Annotated in this window: 17 protein-coding genes; 10 read left to right on the forward strand and 7 right to left on the reverse strand. The window is 70.6% G+C overall.

Features of this window, described 5'->3' with window-relative positions:
• From JWQ92_RS06670 to JWQ92_RS06680, 3 genes are all read right to left on the reverse strand, one after another.
• A partial coding sequence (locus JWQ92_RS06670; RefSeq protein ID WP_297343687.1) for a mandelate racemase/muconate lactonizing enzyme family protein occupies positions 1–1,160 on the reverse strand: 1,160 nt, incomplete at its 3' end.
• The gene (locus JWQ92_RS06675) at positions 1,157–1,930 is read right to left on the reverse strand and encodes a ribonuclease activity regulator RraA (RefSeq protein WP_297343688.1); all 774 of its coding nucleotides are present in this window, start codon (positions 1,928–1,930) and stop codon (positions 1,157–1,159) included. The genes JWQ92_RS06670 and JWQ92_RS06675, both read right to left, overlap by 4 nt.
• Before the next feature lie 275 nt (positions 1,931–2,205).
• Positions 2,206–3,378: a citrate/2-methylcitrate synthase gene (locus JWQ92_RS06680; protein WP_297343689.1), complete on the reverse strand. Its 1,173-nt coding sequence runs from the start codon at positions 3,376–3,378 to the stop codon at positions 2,206–2,208.
• 91 nt (positions 3,379–3,469) lie between these two features.
• Here JWQ92_RS06680 and JWQ92_RS06685 point away from each other — a divergent pair, with 91 nt between their 5' ends.
• The gene (locus JWQ92_RS06685) at positions 3,470–4,702 is read left to right on the forward strand and encodes a citrate synthase (RefSeq protein WP_297343690.1); all 1,233 of its coding nucleotides are present in this window, start codon (positions 3,470–3,472) and stop codon (positions 4,700–4,702) included.
• Between the two features lie 589 nt (positions 4,703–5,291).
• Positions 5,292–6,647, forward strand: a complete 1,356-nt coding sequence (locus JWQ92_RS06690; protein WP_297343691.1) for a hypothetical protein — start codon at positions 5,292–5,294, stop codon at positions 6,645–6,647.
• Between the two features lie 109 nt (positions 6,648–6,756).
• Here JWQ92_RS06690 and JWQ92_RS06695 read toward each other — a convergent pair whose 3' ends face one another.
• Positions 6,757–7,119 (reverse strand): DUF3566 domain-containing protein, encoded by a 363-nt coding sequence (locus JWQ92_RS06695; RefSeq protein ID WP_297343692.1) that lies wholly within the window; start codon positions 7,117–7,119, stop codon positions 6,757–6,759.
• Positions 7,120–7,518: 399 nt separating this feature from the next.
• Between JWQ92_RS06695 and JWQ92_RS06700 the strand changes: the two genes are divergently transcribed.
• From JWQ92_RS06700 to JWQ92_RS06720, 5 genes are all read left to right on the forward strand, one after another.
• Complete coding sequence (locus JWQ92_RS06700; protein ID WP_297343693.1) at positions 7,519–9,063, forward strand: hypothetical protein; 1,545 nt, start codon at positions 7,519–7,521, stop codon at positions 9,061–9,063.
• Between the two features lie 22 nt (positions 9,064–9,085).
• Positions 9,086–9,886 carry a polyprenol monophosphomannose synthase gene (locus JWQ92_RS06705; RefSeq protein ID WP_297343694.1) on the forward strand — a complete coding sequence of 267 codons (801 nt, stop codon included), beginning with the start codon at positions 9,086–9,088 and terminating at the stop codon, positions 9,884–9,886.
• A 32-nt stretch (positions 9,887–9,918) separates the two neighbouring features.
• Positions 9,919–10,701, forward strand: a complete 783-nt coding sequence (locus tag JWQ92_RS06710) for a hypothetical protein (protein ID WP_297343695.1) — start codon at positions 9,919–9,921, stop codon at positions 10,699–10,701.
• 161 nt (positions 10,702–10,862) lie between these two features.
• Positions 10,863–11,612, forward strand: a complete 750-nt coding sequence (locus JWQ92_RS06715; protein ID WP_297343696.1) for an ABC transporter ATP-binding protein — start codon at positions 10,863–10,865, stop codon at positions 11,610–11,612.
• Positions 11,609–13,027 carry an ABC transporter permease gene (locus JWQ92_RS06720; RefSeq protein ID WP_297343697.1) on the forward strand — a complete coding sequence of 473 codons (1,419 nt, stop codon included), beginning with the start codon at positions 11,609–11,611 and terminating at the stop codon, positions 13,025–13,027. Before JWQ92_RS06715 ends, JWQ92_RS06720 begins: the two co-directional genes overlap by 4 nt.
• Before the next feature lie 96 nt (positions 13,028–13,123).
• On the opposite strand, the gene JWQ92_RS06725 is transcribed toward JWQ92_RS06720, so the two are convergent.
• The 3 genes from JWQ92_RS06725 to JWQ92_RS06735 all read right to left on the reverse strand — a co-directional run bounded on the left by JWQ92_RS06725 (position 13,124) and on the right by JWQ92_RS06735 (position 17,882).
• A complete protein-coding gene (locus tag JWQ92_RS06725) occupies positions 13,124–13,987 on the reverse strand; it encodes an alkaline phosphatase family protein (protein WP_297343698.1) in 864 nt (287 codons plus the stop codon).
• 413 nt (positions 13,988–14,400) lie between these two features.
• Entirely contained in the window at positions 14,401–15,696 is a 1,296-nt protein-coding gene (locus tag JWQ92_RS06730) for a dihydrolipoamide acetyltransferase family protein (RefSeq protein WP_297343699.1), read from the reverse strand.
• On the reverse strand, positions 15,696–17,882 hold the full coding sequence (locus JWQ92_RS06735) for a thiamine pyrophosphate-dependent enzyme (RefSeq protein ID WP_297343700.1): 2,187 nt from the start codon (positions 17,880–17,882) through the stop codon (positions 15,696–15,698). Before JWQ92_RS06735 ends, JWQ92_RS06730 begins: the two co-directional genes overlap by 1 nt.
• Positions 17,883–18,036: 154 nt before the next feature.
• Between JWQ92_RS06735 and JWQ92_RS06740 the strand changes: the two genes are divergently transcribed.
• From JWQ92_RS06740 to JWQ92_RS06750, 3 genes are read left to right on the forward strand one after another with little or no spacing between them, the layout of a single operon-like run.
• A complete protein-coding gene (locus JWQ92_RS06740; RefSeq protein WP_297343701.1) occupies positions 18,037–18,564 on the forward strand; it encodes a VOC family protein in 528 nt (175 codons plus the stop codon).
• Between the two features lie 33 nt (positions 18,565–18,597).
• On the forward strand, positions 18,598–19,311 hold the full coding sequence (locus tag JWQ92_RS06745; RefSeq protein WP_297343702.1) for a GntR family transcriptional regulator: 714 nt from the start codon (positions 18,598–18,600) through the stop codon (positions 19,309–19,311).
• Positions 19,308–20,780 (forward strand): NAD-dependent succinate-semialdehyde dehydrogenase, encoded by a 1,473-nt coding sequence (locus JWQ92_RS06750; protein WP_297343703.1) that lies wholly within the window; start codon positions 19,308–19,310, stop codon positions 20,778–20,780. The genes JWQ92_RS06745 and JWQ92_RS06750 overlap by 4 nt, the downstream gene beginning before the upstream one ends.
• The last annotated feature ends 2 nt before the right edge of the window (positions 20,781–20,782 follow it).

Raw genomic sequence — 20,782 nt, forward strand, 5'->3', positions numbered from 1 at the left:
CAGACGTCGCCGAACCCGTCGAGCACATTGCCGCGGAGGTACCCGAGGTCCATCTCGATCCCCAGTCCCGGCTCGCCTGTGACGTGGAGGCGTCCGCCGGAGTTGTCCAGCGGGTGCGTGAGGAACCGCTCGTAGGCGCTGAGATCGTAGGCGGCCGTCTCCATCCGGTAGAAGTTCGGCACGGTCAGCATCACCTGCGCGGCCGCCATGAGGTTCACGGGCCCGCTCGCATCGTGCGGCGTGATCGGCACGAAGTACGTCTCGGCCAGCGATGCGATCTTCCTCATCTCCGAGATACCGCCGGTCCAGGTGACATCCGGCATGACGTACTCAGCCAGACCGTCGTGCAGCACCTCGGCGAAGTCCCATCGGGTGTGCATGCGCTCGCCGACCGCGATCGGCACCGACACCTGCTCCCTCACCTGCCGCAGCGCGCCCAGGCTCTCCGGCGGCACCGGCTCCTCGAACCAGTCGATGCAACCCGCTTCCTGGAGCGCGTTGCAGAGCCGCACCGCGGTCGGGACGTCGAAGCGGGCGTGAGCGTCGATCAGCAGCTCCACGTCCGGGCCGATCACCTCCCGGATCGCAGCAGTCAGCTCCACCGCCGTCCGCTCGCCCGCTCGGCTCAGGCCACCGTCCAGGTAGCGATCGTTCGCGGGTCGCGCACCGTCCAGATGCGGAAACGGGTCCACCTTTATGGCGTCGTGCCCCGACTCCACGATCGCTCTCAGCTCCTGCTCCAGGCCGTCTCGCGTGACGAAGCGGGACTGATCGGGGTGGGTGTAGATCGCCAGCTCGTCGCGGACTGCGCCGCCCAGCAGCGTTGCGACCGACACACCCAGACGTTTGCCCTGCAGGTCCCACAGCGCGATGTCGATCGCGCTCGTCACCAGGGTCGCGACGCCGCGGCTCCCCGCGTAGGTGAATGCGCGGAACACCTTGTTCCAGGTGTCCTCGATGCGGCGGGGGTCGTCGCCGAGCACGAGGTCCTCGACCTGCCGCAACGTCGCCGCCACCGCGCGGTCGGCTGCGTGCGTCGTCGTGGTGACCTCGCCCCATCCCGACAAGCCCTCGTCGGTCCGCACCTCCACGAAGAGGTACTCGCCCCAGAACGTGCCAGGTGCGCGCACCAGCCAGGGCACCACCGCAGTGATCCTCACGAGGCACTCCTTCGCCGCTCCGCATGCTGTCCACGCCACGCGTCGTACTCGGGGCGAGCGGCGTCCGAGAGCGGGTAGTAGCGCTGCAGGTCGCCGCCCTCCGCCAACCGGGTGCGCGAGAACTCCTCCCAGTCCGCATGCTCGCCGCCCGCGTTCGCGACCGCCTGGGCGAGGCCGATGGGCACCACGATCGCGCCGTCGTCGTCCGCCACGATGATGTCTCCAGGCACGACAGTGGTTCCACCGCATGCGATCGTCGTGTTCACGGCGTGTGGGACGACGTTCGTCTGCGAATGGAAGTTCGGCGTGGCGCCGCGGACCCACAGGCCCAGCGGCAGCCTGCTCGCGGCCCCGAAGTCGCGGATGCAGCCGTCGACGACGACTCCTATCCCGCCGCGGCCGACGAAGTACGTCAGCATCATCTCGCCGAATATGCCGCTGGTCATGTCCCCCCGCGCGTCCACGACGACGACGTCGCCGGGGCGCGTGTGGTACAGCACGTGCCGGTGCAGCTGACGCTCCGGGTCGGCGTACTCGTCCACCGGGTAGAGGTCCTCCCGCTTCGGCAAGCACTGCAGGGTGAGCGCCGGACCCGCCACGACCGCGCCCGGCGTGCGTGGCACGGGACCGGTGATCGCCGCACTACGGACACCCAAGCGGTTCAGCTCTCCGCTGATCGTGGCGCTGCCGATCGCACGCAGACGATGGACCAGCTCTGCGGGCGGGCGAACGATGTCCCGGGTCTCGATCGCGGCTGCATGCTCGGGCACGAGAACCTCCCCTTCACAGCGAGGCAGGACCGTCGGGCCCGCCTGAGCTCGACGCTAGACCTGCGGTCCATGGGGCGGAGGACACGCCGTCTCCTGGTGTCGACCCACCCTTCAGGGACGGCAGTGCCGCCGGCTCGACCCGTGGCTCCTCCTGATGCATCGCGGTCGCCAGGATGGCCGACATCTCTCGCCCCTGCCGTGGTGACCGGTCCGCAGGCGCTTGTTCTCATCGAGCGCGTCGATCGCGGCCATCTCATCGGGGGTCGAGGGCCGACCTACAGCACTCCGGCAGGGATCGGGACGGGCGCGGGTTCGCCGACGTAGCGCGCGGATGGTCGGATGATCTTGGGGTCGCGGGCTTGCTCGAGGATGTTCGCGGCCCAGCCGAGCGCACGGGCACAGGCGAACGTCGAGGTGAACAGCTCGGGTGGGATGCCGCAGATCTCCATGACGATCGCGGCGTACCACTCGACGTTGGCGTGGAGGTGCCGGCCGGGCTTGAGCTCGGCGAGAAGACCGGTGACGCGCTCTTCGACCTGGACGGCGAACCGGACTCGAGGGCTGTCGAACCGGAGCGCGACCTCCTTCATCAAGGCGGAACGGGGGTCCTCCGTCCGGTACACGGGATGGCCGAACCCCATGATCCGCTTGCCGTCCGAGATCTGTGCGGTGACCCAGGCGTCGATGTTGTCCGGGTGACCGATCGCGTCCAGGGTCTCGAGCGCCCGGCTCGGCGCCCCGCCGTGGAGCGGTCCCGAGAGCGCACCGAGCGCGCCGAGGAAGCATGAGGTCGCATCTGCTCCTGTCGACGCGATGACGCGGGCGGTGAAGGTCGAGGCGTTGAACCCATGGTCGATGGCTGCGACCAGGTATGCCGAGAGCGCGGCGACATGCTCGTCCGCGGCCTCGGATCCGGTGAGCATGAAGAGGTAGTCGGCCACGTAGCCGAGATCACCCCGCGGGGCGACCGCCGGCAGGCCTCTCCGCAGGCGCCAGAGGGCGGCGGTGAGGGTCGGGAACTCGGCGGCCACCGCGATCACCGCGTCTCGCCGCTCGCCGGGCTCCTGGTCGTACAGCGGTGGCGTCTTGCGTTGCGCTCCGTCGAGCGCGAGCGCCGTCTTCAGCAGGGCGATGGGATCCCCGTCTGAAGCCGACCGGGCGAGGCCCGGTAGATGGGAGCTCAGGCTGGACGACAACGCGGAGGCGGAGCGCACCGAATCGCTGAAGGGATGCATGTGACCGGGCGCGAGCAACTCGCCGTCGAGCAGCAGGCCCCACACCTGCTCGATCGTGCACTGCCGGGCGAGGTCGGTGGCGGAGTACTGGCGGTAGTGGAAGAAGCCCTCCTGACCGCGGACGTCGCTGAGCTCCGTCTCTGTGACGACCACATTGGTCAGACCGCGCGGGACCTCGATCGGGGTGTTGTCCATCCGGTCCACGAGCCGCATTGGAGCCTCCTTCCACGATGGGAGCGAAGCCCAGCAGATATGTTGATCAGGAGCAACCGGATATTGATCCGATCAACATGCGAGGGCCACGATGAGCGATGCGCTGCCGAGGCTGACGACGGCTCAAGCAGCGGCGCGCCTCGGAGTGAAGCGGGCGACGCTGTACGCCTACGTGGCGCGCGGCCTCATCGCCAGCGTGCGTGGCGAGGCCGGTGGATCGACGTTCGATCCGCTGGAGATCGAGTCGTTCGCAGCGAACGGCTCCGCGAGGCGCGCCCGCGCGCCCGGCCAGGCGATGCCCGGACGCCCGCTGATGGTGCTCGATTGGGATCTCACCCTGCTCACCCAGGACGCGCTCCACTTCCGAGGCGTCCCGGCGGCGGAGTTGGCCCGCCGTCCGTTCGAGGAGGCAGTGACCTTCTTCTGGAGCGGAGGGGTCCCTCCCGAGCCTCTCGGCGCGGCGGAGACACAACGTCGGCCCAAGGCATCGCCCGACACCGACGCGCTCCTCGGCACCGAGCGCAGCGCGCTGGATCGACTGATCGTGGCGACGGTGCTGGCGGCCACGCAGGACGCCCATCGCCAGGAGCTCGAGCGTGACGCCGTCTTGCGTGCCTCCCGGGGACTCCTCAAACGCTTCGCGGAGACGTTGAACCGGCCGGCGTCGCGGACCGCGGCCGGGACGATCGCCGACAGCCTGTGGCTGAGCATCGCCGGCCGGGCGCCAGAGCCGGGCGACATCGCGTTGCTCAACGCGGCGCTGGTGCTCTGCATCGACCACGACCTCGCCGCCTCGACCATGGCAGCGCGGGTGGCCGCGTCGGCCCGCGCGGACCTGTACGGGTGCGTCATCGCTGCCCTCGGCGCCTTGAGCGGCACTCTGCACGGGTCGGTCAGCATCGCTGCGTGGGAGCTGATCGCCGAGACGATGCGGACCGGGCGCCCGGCGGCCGCCCTGTCGCGGCAGGTCGCGGCAGGCCGAGGAACGCCCGGGTTCGGGCACCTCGTCTACACGGGGGAGGATCCGCGCGCCACAGCGTTGTTCGAGCGGATGCGGGAGCTGTCCCACTACCGGGACGTGATGCAGGCGGTCGATCAGTTGCGTGGAGTCGTCCGAGCGCGACTCCACCGCGACGCCAACGTCGATCTCGCCCTGGCGGCACTGAGCGTCGGTGCGGGAGGGACGCATGGCGCAGCCCAGGCCGTCTTCGCGATCGGCAGGACGGCCGGGTGGACAGCCCACGTTCTCGACGAGTACTCGAAGCGGCCGCTCCGCCTTCGACCTGAGTCCCGCTACCGGGGCGTCCCGCCGGAGTCGACCTGAAGGGCGTCGGGGCAAGGGCTCCGGCTACCCCGCCCTCGAGCCGATCACCGCCCCGATCCGCGCTGCAGCGGCCGTGGCGGGAGACCCGCATCGGATGGATCCGGGGGCCGGGATCCGTTCGAGGCGGGGACATCGTGGTAGCCGGCCGAGCGGTACAGAGCTTCGTCCGGGTGGGCGTTCGACTCGTCCCGAACTGGTGCCCACCTGAACGAGCCCATCGTCCTCGAGCGCGCGCAGGACGCGGATGAGGTGTCCGGGATCGAGGCCCGATCGCGCCCCCAGGTCGCGCACGTCGACGCTCCGGTCACCGAACTCCCGAGCCACCCGAGCGCGGCCGAGCGGACGGGAGCGTGCCGGAAATGCACGCCGAAGGGCGCGGATCCTCTGGATCAGCGCCCGGTTGAAGCGACACACCACGGCCACCGTGGCGTCCTGCATCATCGGAGCCGAGTCAGGGAATGCGGCCAGCGGGGGCGCCATGAGCGCGGTCCTGCCCGGGTTGCCGTTCTCGTGAAGGGCCTCGCCGCGGGCGGCGCTGCCCGCTCACGTGGTCATGCGGCCGACAGAAGGCGTGCTGGAGCCTGCGACCATGCCCAAGACCCTGGCGCCACCCATGCGCCCCGTCCGCCTGACCCGGGCGCTCGACGCGTTGGCGGCCCGGCCGTGGCCCGCCCTCCTCGTCGTTCTGCTGGCGACCGCATTCGCCCAAGCTCTCATCGCCCCCACCTTCGCGTCCTGGCAGTACATCCGGGTCGGATCGACCGTCCTGTTCTCGCCCCAGGGTCTGCACTTCTACGCGCTGCACCCCGAGGTGCAGATGGGCCCGCTCACCCTGGTGGTGTCGGCGCCCTTCGTCCTGCTGCTGACCGGCATCACGGGCAAAGGGGCTGCGATGGTGATGCTGCTCGTCATCGGGCTGTTCACCGTCCGGGAACTCCGGCTCCTCCTCGACCCGGGCGACCGCCTCGGACAGCGCCGGTGGTTGGTCACCAGTGCCGGCCTGCTGATCGGATGGAGCGTCGTCGCGGTCCACAACGGTCACGTGGACGACGCGTTCGCGCTCGCAAGCTCCGCTGCTGCGCTTCGTCTTCTGCGAAACGGCCGGCCCGAGGCGGCTGCCCTCGCGCTCGGGATCGGAGTCGACTTCAAGCCCTGGGTGCTGCCGTTCGCCGCCGTCCTGCTGGTCGCCGATCGTCGCCATCGACTCGCCGCGGCCGCCGTGCTCGCCGTCACCGTGGCGGTCGCCTGGGCGCCGTTCTTCCTCGCCGACCCGCATACGGTGAACGTCCTGCACTTCCGGTTCCCGATCGATCCGCGATCGACCCTTCGCCTCCTCGGCGTGCCCGACCGTCTCACCCCCGCCTGGTGCCGGTCGGTCCAGTTCGCGGGCGGGGTGGCGCTCGCCGCGCTCGCTGTGCGTCGAGGGCGATGGCCGAGCGCGGTGCTGGTCGTCGTCGCCTTCCGCCTGCTCCTGGATCCGGGGGTCAGGGGCTACTACGACGCCGGCCTCCTGCTCGGCGCGGTACTCGTCGACGTCACCGCGGTCGTTCCGGTGGCCACGCTGATCGTGCTGGTGCTCGTGCACGCGCCGCAGTACCTCCCGCTGCACTCGCCGACGCCGGTCGCGATCGTACGGACGATCGCGCTGCTCGCACTCGTCGTCTGGCCGCTCGTCGCGCCGCAGCGGCCCGGTCACGCACTCGTCGCCCCTGCGCCTGCGCTCAACGAAGCGGCGGGCCGCCGCACCGATGCAGCCCCCTCCCCCGTGCGTCGGGAGCGACGGTCATCCGCGCGTCCGTCGCGTGACGCTCACGGGGACAGCGCCGTCCGACCGGCCGGGCGGTGGACCGGCCGCCGGCTTCGCTGGGCTCGGTGGCTCCGCCTTCGGGAGCGACTGCCGCGTCCGCCGTACGCCGGCTCGTCGGCGCTCCCAGCTCGAGGCTGAGCCCGATGCGCGCTTCCCCGGGAGGGTCTTCACGTGCGCCGGACCTCATGGCGCGTGCGTCCTGCGTCTGGGAGCGCGCCCTCTGTTCCCGCCTCGCGGGCGGGCGCGCCTATTCGCCGGGCGCGAGGACGACGCGGACGCCGCCCGTCCGCCGGGCGACGAACGTGTAGAACAGCGGAACCAGGACACTTGCGAGAACCGCGAGCACGGCGGCGGACAGCCCGATCAGCGCGGACACGACGAGGCCCTGGCCCGGGCCGAGCACACCGCCCAGCAAGGCCCGTGACCCCGCGAACGCAGCGTCGACGGCTTGCAGCACGGCCGGCACGATCATCTGCCATCCGAGGAACGTCACGAGGAACACCACGATCCCGATACCCGCCCCGGCGATGACCCCGACCCGGAGGCAGGACGCGACCCCGAGACTCCGTACGGTGAGTCGGGCGTCCTTCGACTGCTCCGCGTCATCCATCGGTCACCTCGCCCGGCGGGTTGCTGTGGGCGGCCGAGCGAGCCCCCGAGATGCCGCCGACCTCGACCAGCTGCCGGCCCGGCGAGGGCGGCGACTGCCCTTGCCCGGAGGCGGATGAGGCGTAGGAGGCGTTCATGACGTCCTTGCTATCGACCGGGCGCTGAGACTTCAGCAAGGTGCTCGCCTCCGGGCGACGCACACATCTCGATGCCCAGCGGTCTCGGAGCTTGTCCCGCTTCGGGATCGCCTGAGGCCGCCTTCCTGAATCGAACCTGGCCAGAAACCTCATTCGCCCGCCTAACAGCCGGAAGTCAGAGGGGTCTTAGCGGAACGGGCGCAGCGTGGTGGGGTGCGCTCATCCTCGACCTCCGGCGTCCTCCTCTCAGCGGGGCGTCGCGCGTGACGGCCGTGGTCGCCGCACGGCGGCCGATGTCGCGGGTCAGCGCACCCGTGGCGGCGGGTCTCGCCCTGCCGCGGTGGTTCTGGGTCGTCGCTGTGGTCGGCGTGGCCGGGATCGCATTCTTCGTCCGGGTGCGGCTGCTCATCCAGACCGGCGGTCTGGACGGGGCGGACGGGTATGACGACGGCGTCTACTACGCGGCGGCCGACGCGCTCGTCCACGGCCGGCTGCCCTATCGCGACTTCCTGCTCCTCCAACCTCCCGGCACGATCGTCGCATTGGCACCGTTCGCCTGGTTCGGTTCGATCACGCACGATCCGTACGGCGTCGTCGCGGCCCGGCTGTGCTTCATCGGCATCGGTGCGCTGAACGCGTGTCTGGCCATGGCGATCGTCCGCCGGTTCGGTCTCGTGGCCTCGGCGCTCGCAGGAATCGGCTACGCCGTCTACTTCCCGGCCGCATTCACGGAGCGGAGCACCCTCCTCGAACCGCTGGGAACCTGCGGCCTCCTCGTCGCCGTGCTCCTCGCTGATCGGGCCTGGAGGAGACCACAGGTCGGGATGATGCTCGCCGGGGCCGCCGCCGGCGTGGCGATCGGGATGCGGATCTGGTACGTCGTGCCGGTCGCCCTGATCGCCGCCTTCCACTGGCGTTCGGCGCTCCGCTTCCTCGCCGGGGTCGCCATCACCGCGTCCGCCATCTACCTGCCGTTCCTCATCGGCAGTCCCGCGAACATGGTCCGACAGGTCGTGCTCGACCAGCTCGGGCGTCCGCGGGACACGGCTCACTCGCCGTTCAAGCGGGCCTCGACGTACCTCGGCGCGACGAACCTGCATCTCAGCGAGCCCTGGTCCGCGCTCTTGAGCGTTCACAAAGTCGGCCTCGGCCTCCTCCTCGGAGTCATCGTCTGCGCAGCAGTGGCACTGACGGTCCGCGGGGCGCGACTGTTCCCGGTCACCGGGATCGTCACCGGGGTGGTGCTCCTGGTCAGCCCGTCGTTCTTCCTGCACTACGCAGCCTTGTCGGCGCCGTGGGTCGTCCTCACCGTCGCCGTCGGTGTCTCGCGCATGCTCAGGGCGGTCCGATCTCGTCGGGTGAGGGCGCTTCTCGCGATGGTGCTCCTAGCGGCACTCGTGACGTTGAACCTGCGCGAGGTGCAGCTCTCTCGGCCCAGCTCGCCGATCCCCGCCGCCGCGCTCCGGCCGGCGGCGCAGCAGGTGGCCGGCTGCGTCGTGTCCGACGATCCGCAGATCCTGGCGGCGCTCGACGTGCTCTCGCGGGATCTCTCCCACCACTGCACGGTGTGGCCCGATGTCACCGGGTACACCTACGACCGCGATTCGGTCCGCGTCGCGGGTCACGTGGTCGTGCGGAAGCAGAACGCGGCATGGCAGGCGGACGTGACCCACTACCTGTTGTCGGGCGAGGCGGTCGTCATCCACCGGAGCGCGACCGAGCTCGATGCAGCGAGCACGCGCTCGGTGGACTCGGGGCGCGTGCTCGCCCGGTCGGGGTCCTGGACTCTTCACGCCGTCACCCACTGAAGCCTCACCCGAAAGGCCCTTCATGTCCTCCGATGCGGAGATCTCGACGAGCACGCTCGTGTGCGTGCCGACCTACAACGAAGCCGAGTCGCTCCCGGTCCTGCTTCCGAGGATCGCTGCCGTGGCGCCGGAGGTCGAGGTGCTCGTCATCGACGACAACAGTCCTGACGGAACGGGTGCGATCGCGGATGGGTTCGCTGCTCGTGACCCGCGGGTGCATGTGCTGCACCGGACGGGCAAGGGCGGTCTCGGTGCGGCCTACCTGGCGGGATTCCGCTGGGGCCTCGACCACGGGTTCGACGTCGTCGTCGAGATGGACGCCGACGGCTCGCATCGGCCCGAAGATCTTCCGCGCCTGCTCGCGGCCCTGCAGGAGGCCGACGTCGTGCTCGGCACGAGATGGATGGAGGGCGGCGAGACCGTCAACTGGCCTTGGCCCCGCCGGCTCCTGTCACGGGCGGGCAATCTGTATGCGCGGGTGATGCTGCGGGTCGCCTGGCGGGACATCACCGGCGGGTTCCGCGCGTACCGATCGACTGCGTTGCAGGCGCTCGACCTGGCCACGGTCCGCAGCGAGGGGTACTGCTTCCAGGTCGAACTCGCCCTTCGGGCAGGTGATGCCGAGCTGCTGGTTCGAGAGGTGCCGATCACCTTCGTCGAACGGGAACAGGGCTCGAGCAAGATGAGCCGCTCGATCGTGGTCGAAGCCATGCGACGGGTCACCGTATGGGGCGTCATCCGAGCGTTCCGTGGTCTCTCCGGCAGACGGCGCCGGAAGGCGGCCGCTGCTGTGGGGCCGCGGCCGGGCGCGCTCGGCTCATAGTCTCCGGGTCCGGCGCTCCAGGCCGTCCTGCCATGAGTGAGCCCTTCGCCTTCGGTCGCGACGACGCGACGGACGGCCGCCCGAGTCGGGTGCCATCCGCGACGCGGTCCTTCTGGGTGCTCACGGTGCTGACGATGGGATTCGGTGAGACGGCGTCCGACTTCCTCGTCGGCGTCGCCCCGGCACCGGGCCTCGTGCTGATCACCGTGGCCGTCGCCGGCGCGATGCTGGCACTGCGGATCCGCGGTCCTCGCGTCGCGTGGGTGTACTGGGCGGCCACGTTGGCAGTGAGCGTGGCCGGGGCGACCGGTGCCGGCGTGCTGCGCCGGTCGCTCGGGCTCTCGGACAGCCTTCTCAGCGCGGAGCTCGCGGTCGTCCTCGGCGTCGTCCTCCTGATCTGGCGTCGCAGCGAGGGCACCGTGGCGGCGGGACAGGTCTCCACGGTCCGAAGGGAGCTGTACTTCTGGGGTGCGGGGCTGGCAACGGTCGCACTCGGGACGGTGGTGGCCGACTGGACGGCGGTGGCGCTGCAGCTCGGGTACGTGGATTCCGGCATCGCGTTCGCGGCCCTGCTCCTGCTGCCCGTGATCACCCGCCGCGCACTCGGCCTGGATCCCGTGGTGGCGTTCTGGTGCGCGTACGTGCTCGCTCGACCGCTCGGAGCATCGCTTTCGGACTGGATCGCTCTGCCCACCGGCCGAGGAGGCCTCGGGTCGGGTGACGGTCCCGTGGCACTGATCGAACTGGTGGTCGTGGGCCTCCTGGTCGCACGGCTTCGGCGGTGTGGGATCGGCGGGGTGGTCGCGACCCGCTGAGTCGCACCGTCCGGGTGCTCCGCGGTCGCTGCTGCGCGGTCCGGACCGCGGTCGGACCGTTTCTTGCCGGATTCTCTGCAGGCCGTCCGTACGGTCGCTCTCGCCCCGATCGGGATCCCAGCCCCGGTCGGGGCTCGAGCGAGCAGGAGTTGATGCACCGGATGAGCGAGCGAACGTCGGCGGTACGAGCACGCGGGCTGCGGAAGGTCTACGGCGACGGCGGGGGCGAGGTCGCCGCGCTGCGGGAGGTCGATCTCGACATCGAGGTGGGGCGGCTCACGGCGATCATGGGCCCGAGTGGTTCGGGCAAGTCGACCCTGATGCACCTGCTGGCCGGTCTGGACAAGCCCACCTCCGGGTCCGTCTGGTACGGCGACCTCGACATCACCGCGATGGACGACCACCGGCTCACCGCCCTGCGTCGGACCGAGATCGGGTTCGTGTTCCAGGCGTTCAACCTGGTGCCGACCTTGACCGTTCTCGAGAACGTGCTCCTGCCGTTCGACCTCGCGGGCACGAAGCTCGACGCGGGACGGCGCCGCTGGATCGACGAGCGGACGGCGGAGCTCGGATTGACGCCCTTGCTCGCCCGGCGGCCGCACCAGTTGTCCGGTGGCCAGCAGCAGCGCGTCGCGATCGCGAGAGCGCTGGCGATCCGGCCCCGGCTGATCTTCGCGGACGAGCCCACCGGCAACCTCGACTCACGGACGGGCCGCGAGGTCCTCTCCATGCTCCAGGCCGCGACCCGCGACCACGGGCAGGCGGTCGTGCTCGTCACGCATGACGCGGCGGCCGCCGCTCATGCGGACCGGGTCGTCTTCATCTCCGACGGATCGATCGTGCACGACGTCGGGAAGACGGACGCGTCGACGCTGTCCGAGATGGTGCTCGAACTGGCCGGTCACCGGTGATCCGCCTCACGCTGCGTGAGCTGCGGGTCGCCCCCGCACAGTACGTCGCGACCGTGATCGTGACGACGATCGGAGCCGTGCTGGCCACCATCGTCATCGAGACGGACCGGGTGCTCGGCAGCCAGTCGTCGGCAGGCGGGTTCACGCGCCACGGATTCGTGCGGCTCCTGCTCGATGTCCTCGGCTCGGTGTTCCTGTTCGTGGCGATCTTCGTCTCGTGCATCGTCATCGCGAACACCTTCGGCATCGTGATGACCGCCCGTGCACGACGTATCGCTCTGCTCCGTCTGCTCGGAGCCGAGGGGCGCACGCTGCGCCGGGGCGTGGCGCTGGAAGGCGTCATCGTCGGGGCGGTCGGCGGGGTGCTGGGGACCGCCGTCGGGCTCACCGTGGCCGGGATCCTCGTCTCGGCCCTGACTGCAGCCGGCACCTTCGTGCCCGCACCGTCACCGCTGTGGACACCCCTGCTGCTCGCGCCCGTCGGCGTCTCGATCGTCACGACCGGTGCCGCGGCATGGTTCGGTTCTCGGCGTGTGGCAGCGGTCACCCCGCTGGAGGCGACGGGAACCAGCCAGGAGGCCTCGCAAGCCGACCTGCGCCGCCGGTCCCACCCATGGATCGGCTACACCTGCCTCGGTGGAGGGCTGCTGATCCTGCTCGCGGGAGTGGCGATCGGGTCGAGGACGCCGTTCGGACTGTTCGTCGCCGCCCCGGGCGGGGCGTTGAGCTTCCTCGGCTTCGTCCTCGGCTCGTCGAGCTTCCTCCCACCCGTGCTCCGCATCGTCGGCGGCCTCTTCGGGCGCTCCGCTCCGGTCGCACTGGCCAGAGCGAACGCGTTGCGTCATCCGGCACGCAGCGCACGGTCCACCGTCGGGCTCGTGATCGGCGTGACGCTGGTCACGATGTTCGCTGTCGCGGCGGCCTGCTTCAACACAGAAGCGGGCGCCGTCGCGGCCTCCGCGCCGCCGCAGGAGGCGGCGAGCGACAACAACTTCGTCGCGCTCGTCCTCGGCATCCTCGGCGTGCTGATCGGGTTCTCGCTCGCGATCGCCGCCGTGGGACTGGTCAACAGCCTGTCGCTGAGCGTGCTCCAGCGGCGTCGCGAGATCGGTCTGCTGCGCGCCCTCGGACTCGACCGGCGCCAGATCCGGGTGATGGTGCTGGTCGAGAGCCTGCAGCTCACCATCGCCGGCGGCGCCGTCGGTCTCGTGCTCGGCGTCGTCTACGGCTGGGCGGCCGCGCTCACCGCTCTGTCGTCGGATCACCACATCGGCGGCTACTTCCTTCCGACGATCCCGCTCGTCCTCGTCGTGGTCGTGCTGGTCGCTGCAGCCGTCCTGGCGGTTCTCGCCTCACTCGTGCCCGCTCGGCGCGCCACCGCGGTCTCGCCGGTGACCGCTCTGGCCGTGGAGTAGCGCCCGCGCAGGGCAGGCCCACGATCTGCTCGACGACGGACGGTGGGACCGGCGCGCCGACCGGTCGAGGCTCGGATCGAGCCGATCCGAGCCTCCCTACTTCCAGACGTCGGTGATCGGAGCGCCGGCGGCACCGATCAGGCCGAGGCGGGAGGCGGCCTCCACCGTGTGCAACAGGCGATAGTGATCCACCGTCTCCCCGTACACGCCGGGCCTCACGTTCGCCCCGTAGATCGTCGTGAGGATCCGATTGGGGGACGTCCCGTCGTCTTCGTCGAAGGTGACGATCAGGAGCGAGTTGTGCGCCGGCGCCCAGTCCCTGTATGCGGAGAGATGGGCGGCCAGCCACGTGTCGCCGGCAGACACGGAACCGTCGTGCATGTCGTGATCGAGGTTCGGGACCACCATCGAGACCGACGGAAGATCGGCGAAGTTCGTCGGGAAGGCACGGAACGGCAGATTGTGCTTCGCGCCACTCGTCGCTCTGAAGTCCGCGAGGGGATTGTGCTTGCGCACGTACCGGCCGGAGGCGCACCCGGTGTATCCCGGGCGGGGAAGGCCCTCGGAGTAGATGCTCACGGAGCGTCCCGCGGCGAGCAGCTGAGATCCGAGCGACGGCTGGTCGCCCAGGTCCACCGGGCACCTGTCGGAATCGACGCCCTGCAACGACCCCGACCAGAGGGCGAGGTAGTTCGGTTGACTCGGGTGGGTCTCGGCGCGGAAGTCGCTGAACGTGGCTCCGCCCCGTGCCAAGCCGGAGAGGAAGGGCATCCCTTCGACCTGGCTGCGCGCCTTGTTCTCCTCCACGACGATGACGATGTGATCGAACCGTGGTACCCGCGCGGCTGCCGCCGAGTCCGAAGGCGAGGGTCCCTGCGGTGCGCAGCCGGTCAGGGCCGCCACGAGCACGAGTGCCAGGCCGACGGCCGGGCGCCGGCGGGCCCTCCTGGTCGAGGTCATCGACCTCATGGTCGGCCCGTGTGAGCCGGACGTGGCGAGGACGTGGATGCACGACGCGCGTGAACCCGGCGGCCCCTCGGCCTGCCGTGCGGGCTCTCGACCCGACCGAGTCCGGCCACGACCCACTTCCTCACGATCGGTGAACGCCATCGCCGCTGGACCGGCCCCTCGACCGCGCAAGCGCGTGCTGAGAGGACACCCGAGCGGTGGCACCTCGGTGCCGGTTCCATGATGGAAGGGCGGTACTGATCAACCCTTGAGGAAGTGGACGGCCGAGCGGGCGGTGAGGCCTCCGGCGACAGGTGGTGCGCCTGCGTCATCGACGGCTGCCCGTCGCCGGGGTCGCCGCTGATCGGTCAGGCGAAGGGCCTCGGGTGTCCCGACGGCCGGCTCACCGAGCCCCCCTCGCGGGTTCACAGCAGCAAGCGGAGCGGCTCCTCGATCCGCTGCACGAAGGCAGCCGTCCATCGCGCCGCGACGGCGCCGTCGATCACGCGATGATCGGCGGAGAGCGTCACCGTCATCACACTGCCGACGCCGAGCGCACCGTCGTCGACCACGGGCCGCTGTGCGACGGCGCCGACGGCCAGGATGCCGGCCTGGGGTGGATTGATGATGGCGCTGAACTCCTTCACGCCGTACATCCCGAGGTTCGAGATGGCGAAGCTCCCACCCTCGAGCTCGTGCTGCTTCAGCCGGCCCGCTTTGGCTCGCGCGACGAGGTCCGCTGCTGCGGCGCTCACCTGGGTGAGGGACATGCTCTCCACTCCACGGAGCACGGGCGTCACGAGCCCGTTCGGCACCGCGACAGCCATGGCCACATCGGCGGTGGCGAAGCGGCGGACCGCGGTCCCGGCCCACGCCACGTTGGCCTCCGGCACGTCCATGAGGGCGCCGGCAGCGGCTTTGACGACGAGGTCGTTCACCGAGATGTGGACCTCGTCGAACGCGTTCAGCTGACGACGGAGGTCGAGCAGCCCGTCCACTCGGCAGTCCGCGACGACGTAGAAGTGCGGGATGGTCGTCTTGCTCTCGGTGAGCCGTCGGGCGATGGCGCGGCGCATCCCGCTGAGTGGCAGATCGACGAAGGCGGCGGGTGGGCCGCCGGGGCCGGCCTGGACGGCCGGCGAAGGCGCTGGCTGCTTCGGCGAGCCTGTCGGCGTCCTCGTCTCCGATGCGGCGGCCCCTTGCCCGGCGGCCGTCGCTTCGAGGTCGCGCCGGACGATGCGACCGTCGGGCCCGGTTCCGGTGAGGAGCGCGAGGTCGATACCCCGTTCGCGAGCGAGTCGCCGCACGATCGGGCTCGCGAAGCGCCGCTCCGCGGCCCGGTGCCCGCCCCGCTCGCTCGGCAGCAGGTCAGGGGCGTCGGCGAGCGGGGACGGCTCGGGATCGGGTGCCGTCTCCGGTTCGGGCGCACGCTGCTGCGAGCCGTCGGCCGGTCCCGGCTCCTCCCGCACCCGCGTGGCCTCGTCCGCCGCACCGATGATCGCGATCGGTTCGCCGACCGCCACCGGCTGGCCTTCTGAGACGAGCAGCTCGAGAACGACGCCTTCCGTCTCCGCCGCGTACTCGACCACGGCCTTCTCGGTCTCGACCTCGGCGAGCGGTTCTCCCACCCCGATCGACTGGCCCGGGGTCACCAGCCAGCTCTGGATCGCGGCCTCCGACGCACCTGCGAGCACCTCGGGCATGCGCACCACGGTGGCCATCAGCGTCCACCCATCCGGCGCACGGCCTCCTCGAGGCCGCGGACGACCTCCTCGGTCCGGGCGATGGCGGCTCGTTCCAGCACCTTGGAGATGCTGGGGCTGGCTTCGCCGCCGGTGACGCGCAGCACCGGCTGATCCAGCCAGTCGAAGAACCGCCGCTGCACCTCGTCGGCCAGCCACCCGCCGTACGAGGTGCCGAGGGCGCCCTGCTCGACGATGAGGACCGCGTTGGTCTTCCGGACGCTTTCGCCGATCGTGTCCCAATCGATCGAGGCGCGGTCCAGCCAGCGGAGGTCGATCACCTCCGCGTCGACGCCCGTCTGCTGCACTGCCTCGAGCGCGTGCCGCACCATCGAGAGATAGCTGAGCACGGTGACGTCCGCGCCCTCTCGTCGGACCGCAGCCCGTCCGATCGGCAGCCGGTAGTCGAGATCACCGGCCGGGGCCTCCTCCGGGAGGGCGTACAGGTCGACGTGCTCGATCACGAGAACGGGGTCGTCGAGGGCGAGGGCGGTGTTCATGAGCCCGATGTAGTCCGCCGCGGTCGAGGGGGCGACGATCCGCCACCCGGGTGAGGTCGAGAAGATCCCGGCCGGGTCCATCAGGTGCTGGGAGCCGTATCCCGATCCCATCGCCACCTTCGTGCGCAGGACGAGCGGGACCGGGTTGACACCGCCGAACATGTGGCGCGCCTTGCCGATCTGGTTGAACACCTGATCGGCCGCGACCCAGAGGAAGTCGGGGTACATGAACTCGACCACCGGCCGGAACCGGCCGTCGAGGGCCACCCCTCCTGCCAGGCCTGCGAACGCGTTCTCGCTGATCGGGGTGCCGAGCACCCTGCCCGGGTAGGCCTTGGCCAGGCCCTTCGTCGCGCCGTTCGTGCCGCCGTTCAACCGGTGCACGTCCTCGCCGAGCACGATGATCCTCGGATCCTCGGCCATGCGCCGGTCCATCACACCCGCGACGAAGTCGACGAACCTGCCGCTGTCCTTCGGTCCCTCGTCGTCGAGCGGCTCCAGGAAGCGCCCGCCGGCGAGCTCGCTGCCGTCGCCGCGGATGCCGACGTCGACGAACTCGGGGTCCGGCCAGAGCTCCGGCCGGATGCGCCGCTTGCCCGCGGCGTCGGGATCGGGCTCGGTGAGGCGATCGGCGACCTCGCGCATCGCCTCGACCGCCTGGGTGCGCACCGAGGCGATCTCCGCCTCGCCGATCAGGCCGAGCCCGAGCATCTCGCTCCCGACGCGCTCCAACGGGTCGCGAGCACGCCACTCGGCCTCCTCGGTCTTGGCGCGGTACCCGAACGCGCTGCCGTGGTACGGGCCGTTCTGGTGGAAGAACCGGTACACCTCCGCCTCGACGACCGCCGGACCGCCACCGCCTCGGATGCGGTCGCCGACTTCCGTCATCGCGAGGTGGACGGCCAGTGGATCCATGCCGTCGACCCGCCAGGAGGGGATGCCGAATCCCGGCCCGCGCCCGGAGAGGCGGTGCTCGCCGGTGGCCTCCGCCACGGTGGTCGACACGGCGTAGAGGTTGTTCTCGATGAAGAAGACGAAGGGGAGCGTCCACGCGGCGGCGAGGTTCATCGTCTCCAGGACGGAGCCGATGTTCACCGCGCCGTCACCGAAGTAGCTGACGGTGAGATCCGTCGTTCCGGACTGCCGCTGGGCGTAGGAGTTGCCCGCGCCCATCGGCACACCGCCACCGACGATCGCGTTCGTGCCGAGGGCGCCCGCTTCGAGCCACTGCAGGTGCATCGATCCCCCGCGTCCGGCGCAGAACCCCTGCGCGAGCCCCAGGATCTCGGCGAGCGTCCGCTGCAGCACCCGGTCGACGTCGCCGGTGACGAGGGCGCTCAGGTCCAGGTCTCCCCCGGTCACGTGGGTGAGCGCCTTCGCGAGGAACTGATGGTGCCCCCGGTGCGACCCGTTGACGCCGTCGGACGATCGCAGGCCGATGATCGAGCCGACCGCGCCGCCCTCCTGGCCGATGCTCGAGTGGGCCGGCCCGTGCACGAGGCCCTCCCCCGCGAGCTCGAGCACGGTCTCCTCGAACGCGCGGATCAGGTGCAGCTCGGCCAGCATGCCCCCGAGCAGCGCCGGATCGGCCGCCCGCCAGTCCTCCGGGGTGCTTTCGAGACGCACCCACGGCACGGCTGCTTCGAGTCGTTCATGCTTCGGCATCGTCCAGGTCGTCCCAACGTCGTCGGTGGGCCCGCGTCGCGGCGAGCGAGGCCAGTGTATGGACTCATTGGCGACAATCTCAACGGCCCCTCGCCCGAAATACGCGAAATCGGGTACAGTGGGCCGCACGTTGTATCCAATCAAGGAGGATCGGATGGGGCTTCCCGGCCTGCGCGGCACCGACCACATCGGCTTCACCGTGCCGGATCTGGACGAGGCCGATCACTTCTTCACCCAGGTCATCGGCTGCGAGCGCGTCTACTCGCTCGGCCCGTTCGAGCACCCGGACGACGACTGGATGCAGGAGCGTCTCGGCGTGCACCCCCGAACAGTCATGCGACGTCTGCACTTCTACCGCTGCGGACACGGCTCGAACTTCGAGGTCTTCTCCTACGACGCAGCGGACGGGCAGCGCCCGCAGCCGCGGAACAGCGATCTCGGCGGCCATCACCTCGCGTTCTACGTCGACGACATGGACGCGGGCGTGGCGCACCTGCACGCGAACGGGATCCGCGTGCTCGGGGAGCCGACGCGCAGCAGCAACGCCAGCGAGGGGCAGCGGTGGGTCTACTTCCTGTCCCCCTGGGGCATGCAGTTCGAGCTGGTGAGCTTCCCCGACGGGAAGGCCTACGAGCGGGACGCCCCGGTGCTGCTCTGGCACCCCACCCATCCGGCCGACTGACCCCACCGGCTGTCTGAGAACGGGAGGAGCGCGGTGTCCGCGACAGAAGTGCTGCGCGAGGGCGTGACCGGCGCCAGGATCGCCGCCGAGCTGCGCTCGGCGATCCTCACGGGCGAGTACGCGCCGGGCGCCAGGATCCGGCAGGAGGACCTGGCCGCCCGCTACGGCGCCAGCCGCGTCCCCGTCCGCGAGGCGCTCCGGATCCTCGAGGCGGACGGCCTCGTCACGCTCGTGGCCAACACCGGCGCCTGGGTCGCCCGGCTGAGCCTCGCGGAGTGCGAGGAGATGTACCGGATACGGGAGAAGCTCGAGCCCCTGCTGATCGCGACGAGCATCCCGGGGCTGGGCGACCAGACGATCCGACGGCTCGAGGAGCTTGCCACGGAGATGGAGGCCGGCACCGACGTCGAGGCGTTCCTCCGTCTCGATCGGGAGTTCCACCTCCTCTCCTACTCCGGGGCCGAGACGACCCTGCTCGGCGATCTCGTCCACCGCCTGTGGAACACCACCCAGCACTACCGGCGCGCGTACACCCTGCTCCTCGACGGGGGCAGCAACCGGATCGTGCACGACGAGCACCACCTCCTCGTCACCGCGATCGCCGCCCACGACGGCGAGGACGCCGAACGGGTGCTGATCGGGCACATCCGTCGCACCCGCCTGCAACTCGAGCTCCATCCCGAGCTCTTCGACGATCTCGGAACGGGGCGGACGCCCGCGAGCCAGAACCGGAAGGACCTCCTATGACCACCCTCGCCCCCGGCGCAACGGCCCCTCGCCGGAGCGACCAGTCGCTCTTCGCCGACCTCTACATCGACGGCGCCTGGCGCGCCGGATCGGACGGACGCCGCTTCCCGGTCGTCGACCCCTCGGACGGCTCCACCATCACCGAGTTCGCCATCGCCTCGGACTCGGATTGCGATGCGGCCATCGCGGCCGCCGAGGCCGCGTTCCCGGCGTGGGCCGCGACCGCGCCGCGGGAGCGCTCAGAGATCCTGCGTCGCGCCTACGAGATCCTGACCGACGAGGTCGAGATCTTCGCGGAGATCATGGTGCGCGAGAACGGGAAGGCGTGGCCGGACGCGATGGGCGAGGCCGCGTACGCGAAGGAGTTCTTCCGCTGGTTCGCGGAGGAGGCCGTCCGGATCCCGGGCGACTACCGCCTCTCACCCGCCGGTGACAAGCGCATCGTCGTCACCCGGCAGCCGATCGGCGTCTCCCTGCTGATCACCCCCTGGAACTTCCCGGCGGCCATGGCGACACGCAAGCTGGCCCCGGCACTCGCCGCCGGCTGCACCATGATCCTGAAGCCCGCGCGCGAGACGCCGCTCACCGCCGCGTACATGGTCGACGTGCTGGAGCGCGCCGGCGTGCCGCGCGGCGTCGTGAACCTCATCACGCCCGTTCCGACAGGACCGGCGATCGCCCGGATGCTGCAGCACCCGGCGGTCCGCAAGCTCTCCTTCACGGGAAGCACGGAGGTCGGCCGGGAGCTGCTGCACCAATGCGCCGACACGGTCGTCTCCGCCTCGATGGAGCTCGGCGGCAACGCTCCGCTCATCGTGCTGCCCGGTGCGGACCTCGACGTCGCCATCGACGGAGCCCTGCTCGCGAAGATGCGCAACGGCGGCTCGGCGTGCACCGCGGCGAACCGGTTCTACGTCCACTCCTCCCTGCACGATCGGTTCGTGCAGCGGTTCGGCGAGCGCCTGTCGGCACTGCGGATGGGGAAGGGGCTGGAGCGCACCAACGACCTCGGCGCACTCGTCTCCTTCGCGGAGCGCGACAAGGTCGCGGATCTCGTCGCGACCGCCGTGGACGAAGGGGCGGAGGTGGCCGTCGGAGGGAAGCCCTCCGAGGTCGGAGCCTTCTACGAGCCCACCCTGCTGACCGGTGTCGCGCACGGCAGCACGATCAACCGCACCGAGATCTTCGGGCCGGTCACGGCGGTCGTCCGCTTCGACGACGTCGACGACGCGGTGCGGCAGGCCAACGACACGATCTTCGGCCTCATGGCCTACGTCTTCGGGGAGGAGCGGGCCGCGATGCAGGTCGCGCAACGTCTCGACGCGGGCATGGTCGCCGTCAACCGTGGAGTGGTCAGCGACCCGGCCGCCCCCTTCGGCGGCACGAAGCAGAGCGGACTCGGCCGAGAGGGCAGCTCCGAGGGCATCCTCGAGTTCCTCGAGGAGAAGTACATCGCCGTCACGGCGTGAGC

Origin of the sequence: Amnibacterium sp. (assembly GCF_025463795.1) — a bacterium.
GTDB lineage: Bacteria > Actinomycetota > Actinomycetes > Actinomycetales > Microbacteriaceae > Amnibacterium.

Bases quoted from the DNA above. Each gene is read 5' to 3' on its own strand.
- JWQ92_RS06705 (WP_297343694.1), top strand. From the start codon at position 9,086: ATGTCCTCCGATGCGGAGATCTCGACGAGCACGCTCGTGTGCGTGCCG.
- JWQ92_RS06695 (WP_297343692.1), bottom strand. From the start codon at position 7,119: ATGGATGACGCGGAGCAGTCGAAGGACGCCCGACTCACCGTACGGAGT.
- JWQ92_RS06690 (WP_297343691.1), top strand. From the start codon at position 5,292: ATGCCCAAGACCCTGGCGCCACCCATGCGCCCCGTCCGCCTGACCCGG.
- JWQ92_RS06715 (WP_297343696.1), top strand. From the start codon at position 10,863: ATGAGCGAGCGAACGTCGGCGGTACGAGCACGCGGGCTGCGGAAGGTC.
- JWQ92_RS06685 (WP_297343690.1), top strand. From the start codon at position 3,470: ATGAGCGATGCGCTGCCGAGGCTGACGACGGCTCAAGCAGCGGCGCGC.
- JWQ92_RS06740 (WP_297343701.1), top strand. From the start codon at position 18,037: ATGGGGCTTCCCGGCCTGCGCGGCACCGACCACATCGGCTTCACCGTG.
- JWQ92_RS06680 (WP_297343689.1), bottom strand. From the start codon at position 3,378: ATGCGGCTCGTGGACCGGATGGACAACACCCCGATCGAGGTCCCGCGC.
- JWQ92_RS06710 (WP_297343695.1), top strand. From the start codon at position 9,919: ATGAGTGAGCCCTTCGCCTTCGGTCGCGACGACGCGACGGACGGCCGC.
- JWQ92_RS06725 (WP_297343698.1), bottom strand. From the start codon at position 13,987: ATGACCTCGACCAGGAGGGCCCGCCGGCGCCCGGCCGTCGGCCTGGCA.
- JWQ92_RS06730 (WP_297343699.1), bottom strand. From the start codon at position 15,696: ATGGCCACCGTGGTGCGCATGCCCGAGGTGCTCGCAGGTGCGTCGGAG.
- JWQ92_RS06735 (WP_297343700.1), bottom strand. From the start codon at position 17,882: ATGCCGAAGCATGAACGACTCGAAGCAGCCGTGCCGTGGGTGCGTCTC.
- JWQ92_RS06750 (WP_297343703.1), top strand. From the start codon at position 19,308: ATGACCACCCTCGCCCCCGGCGCAACGGCCCCTCGCCGGAGCGACCAG.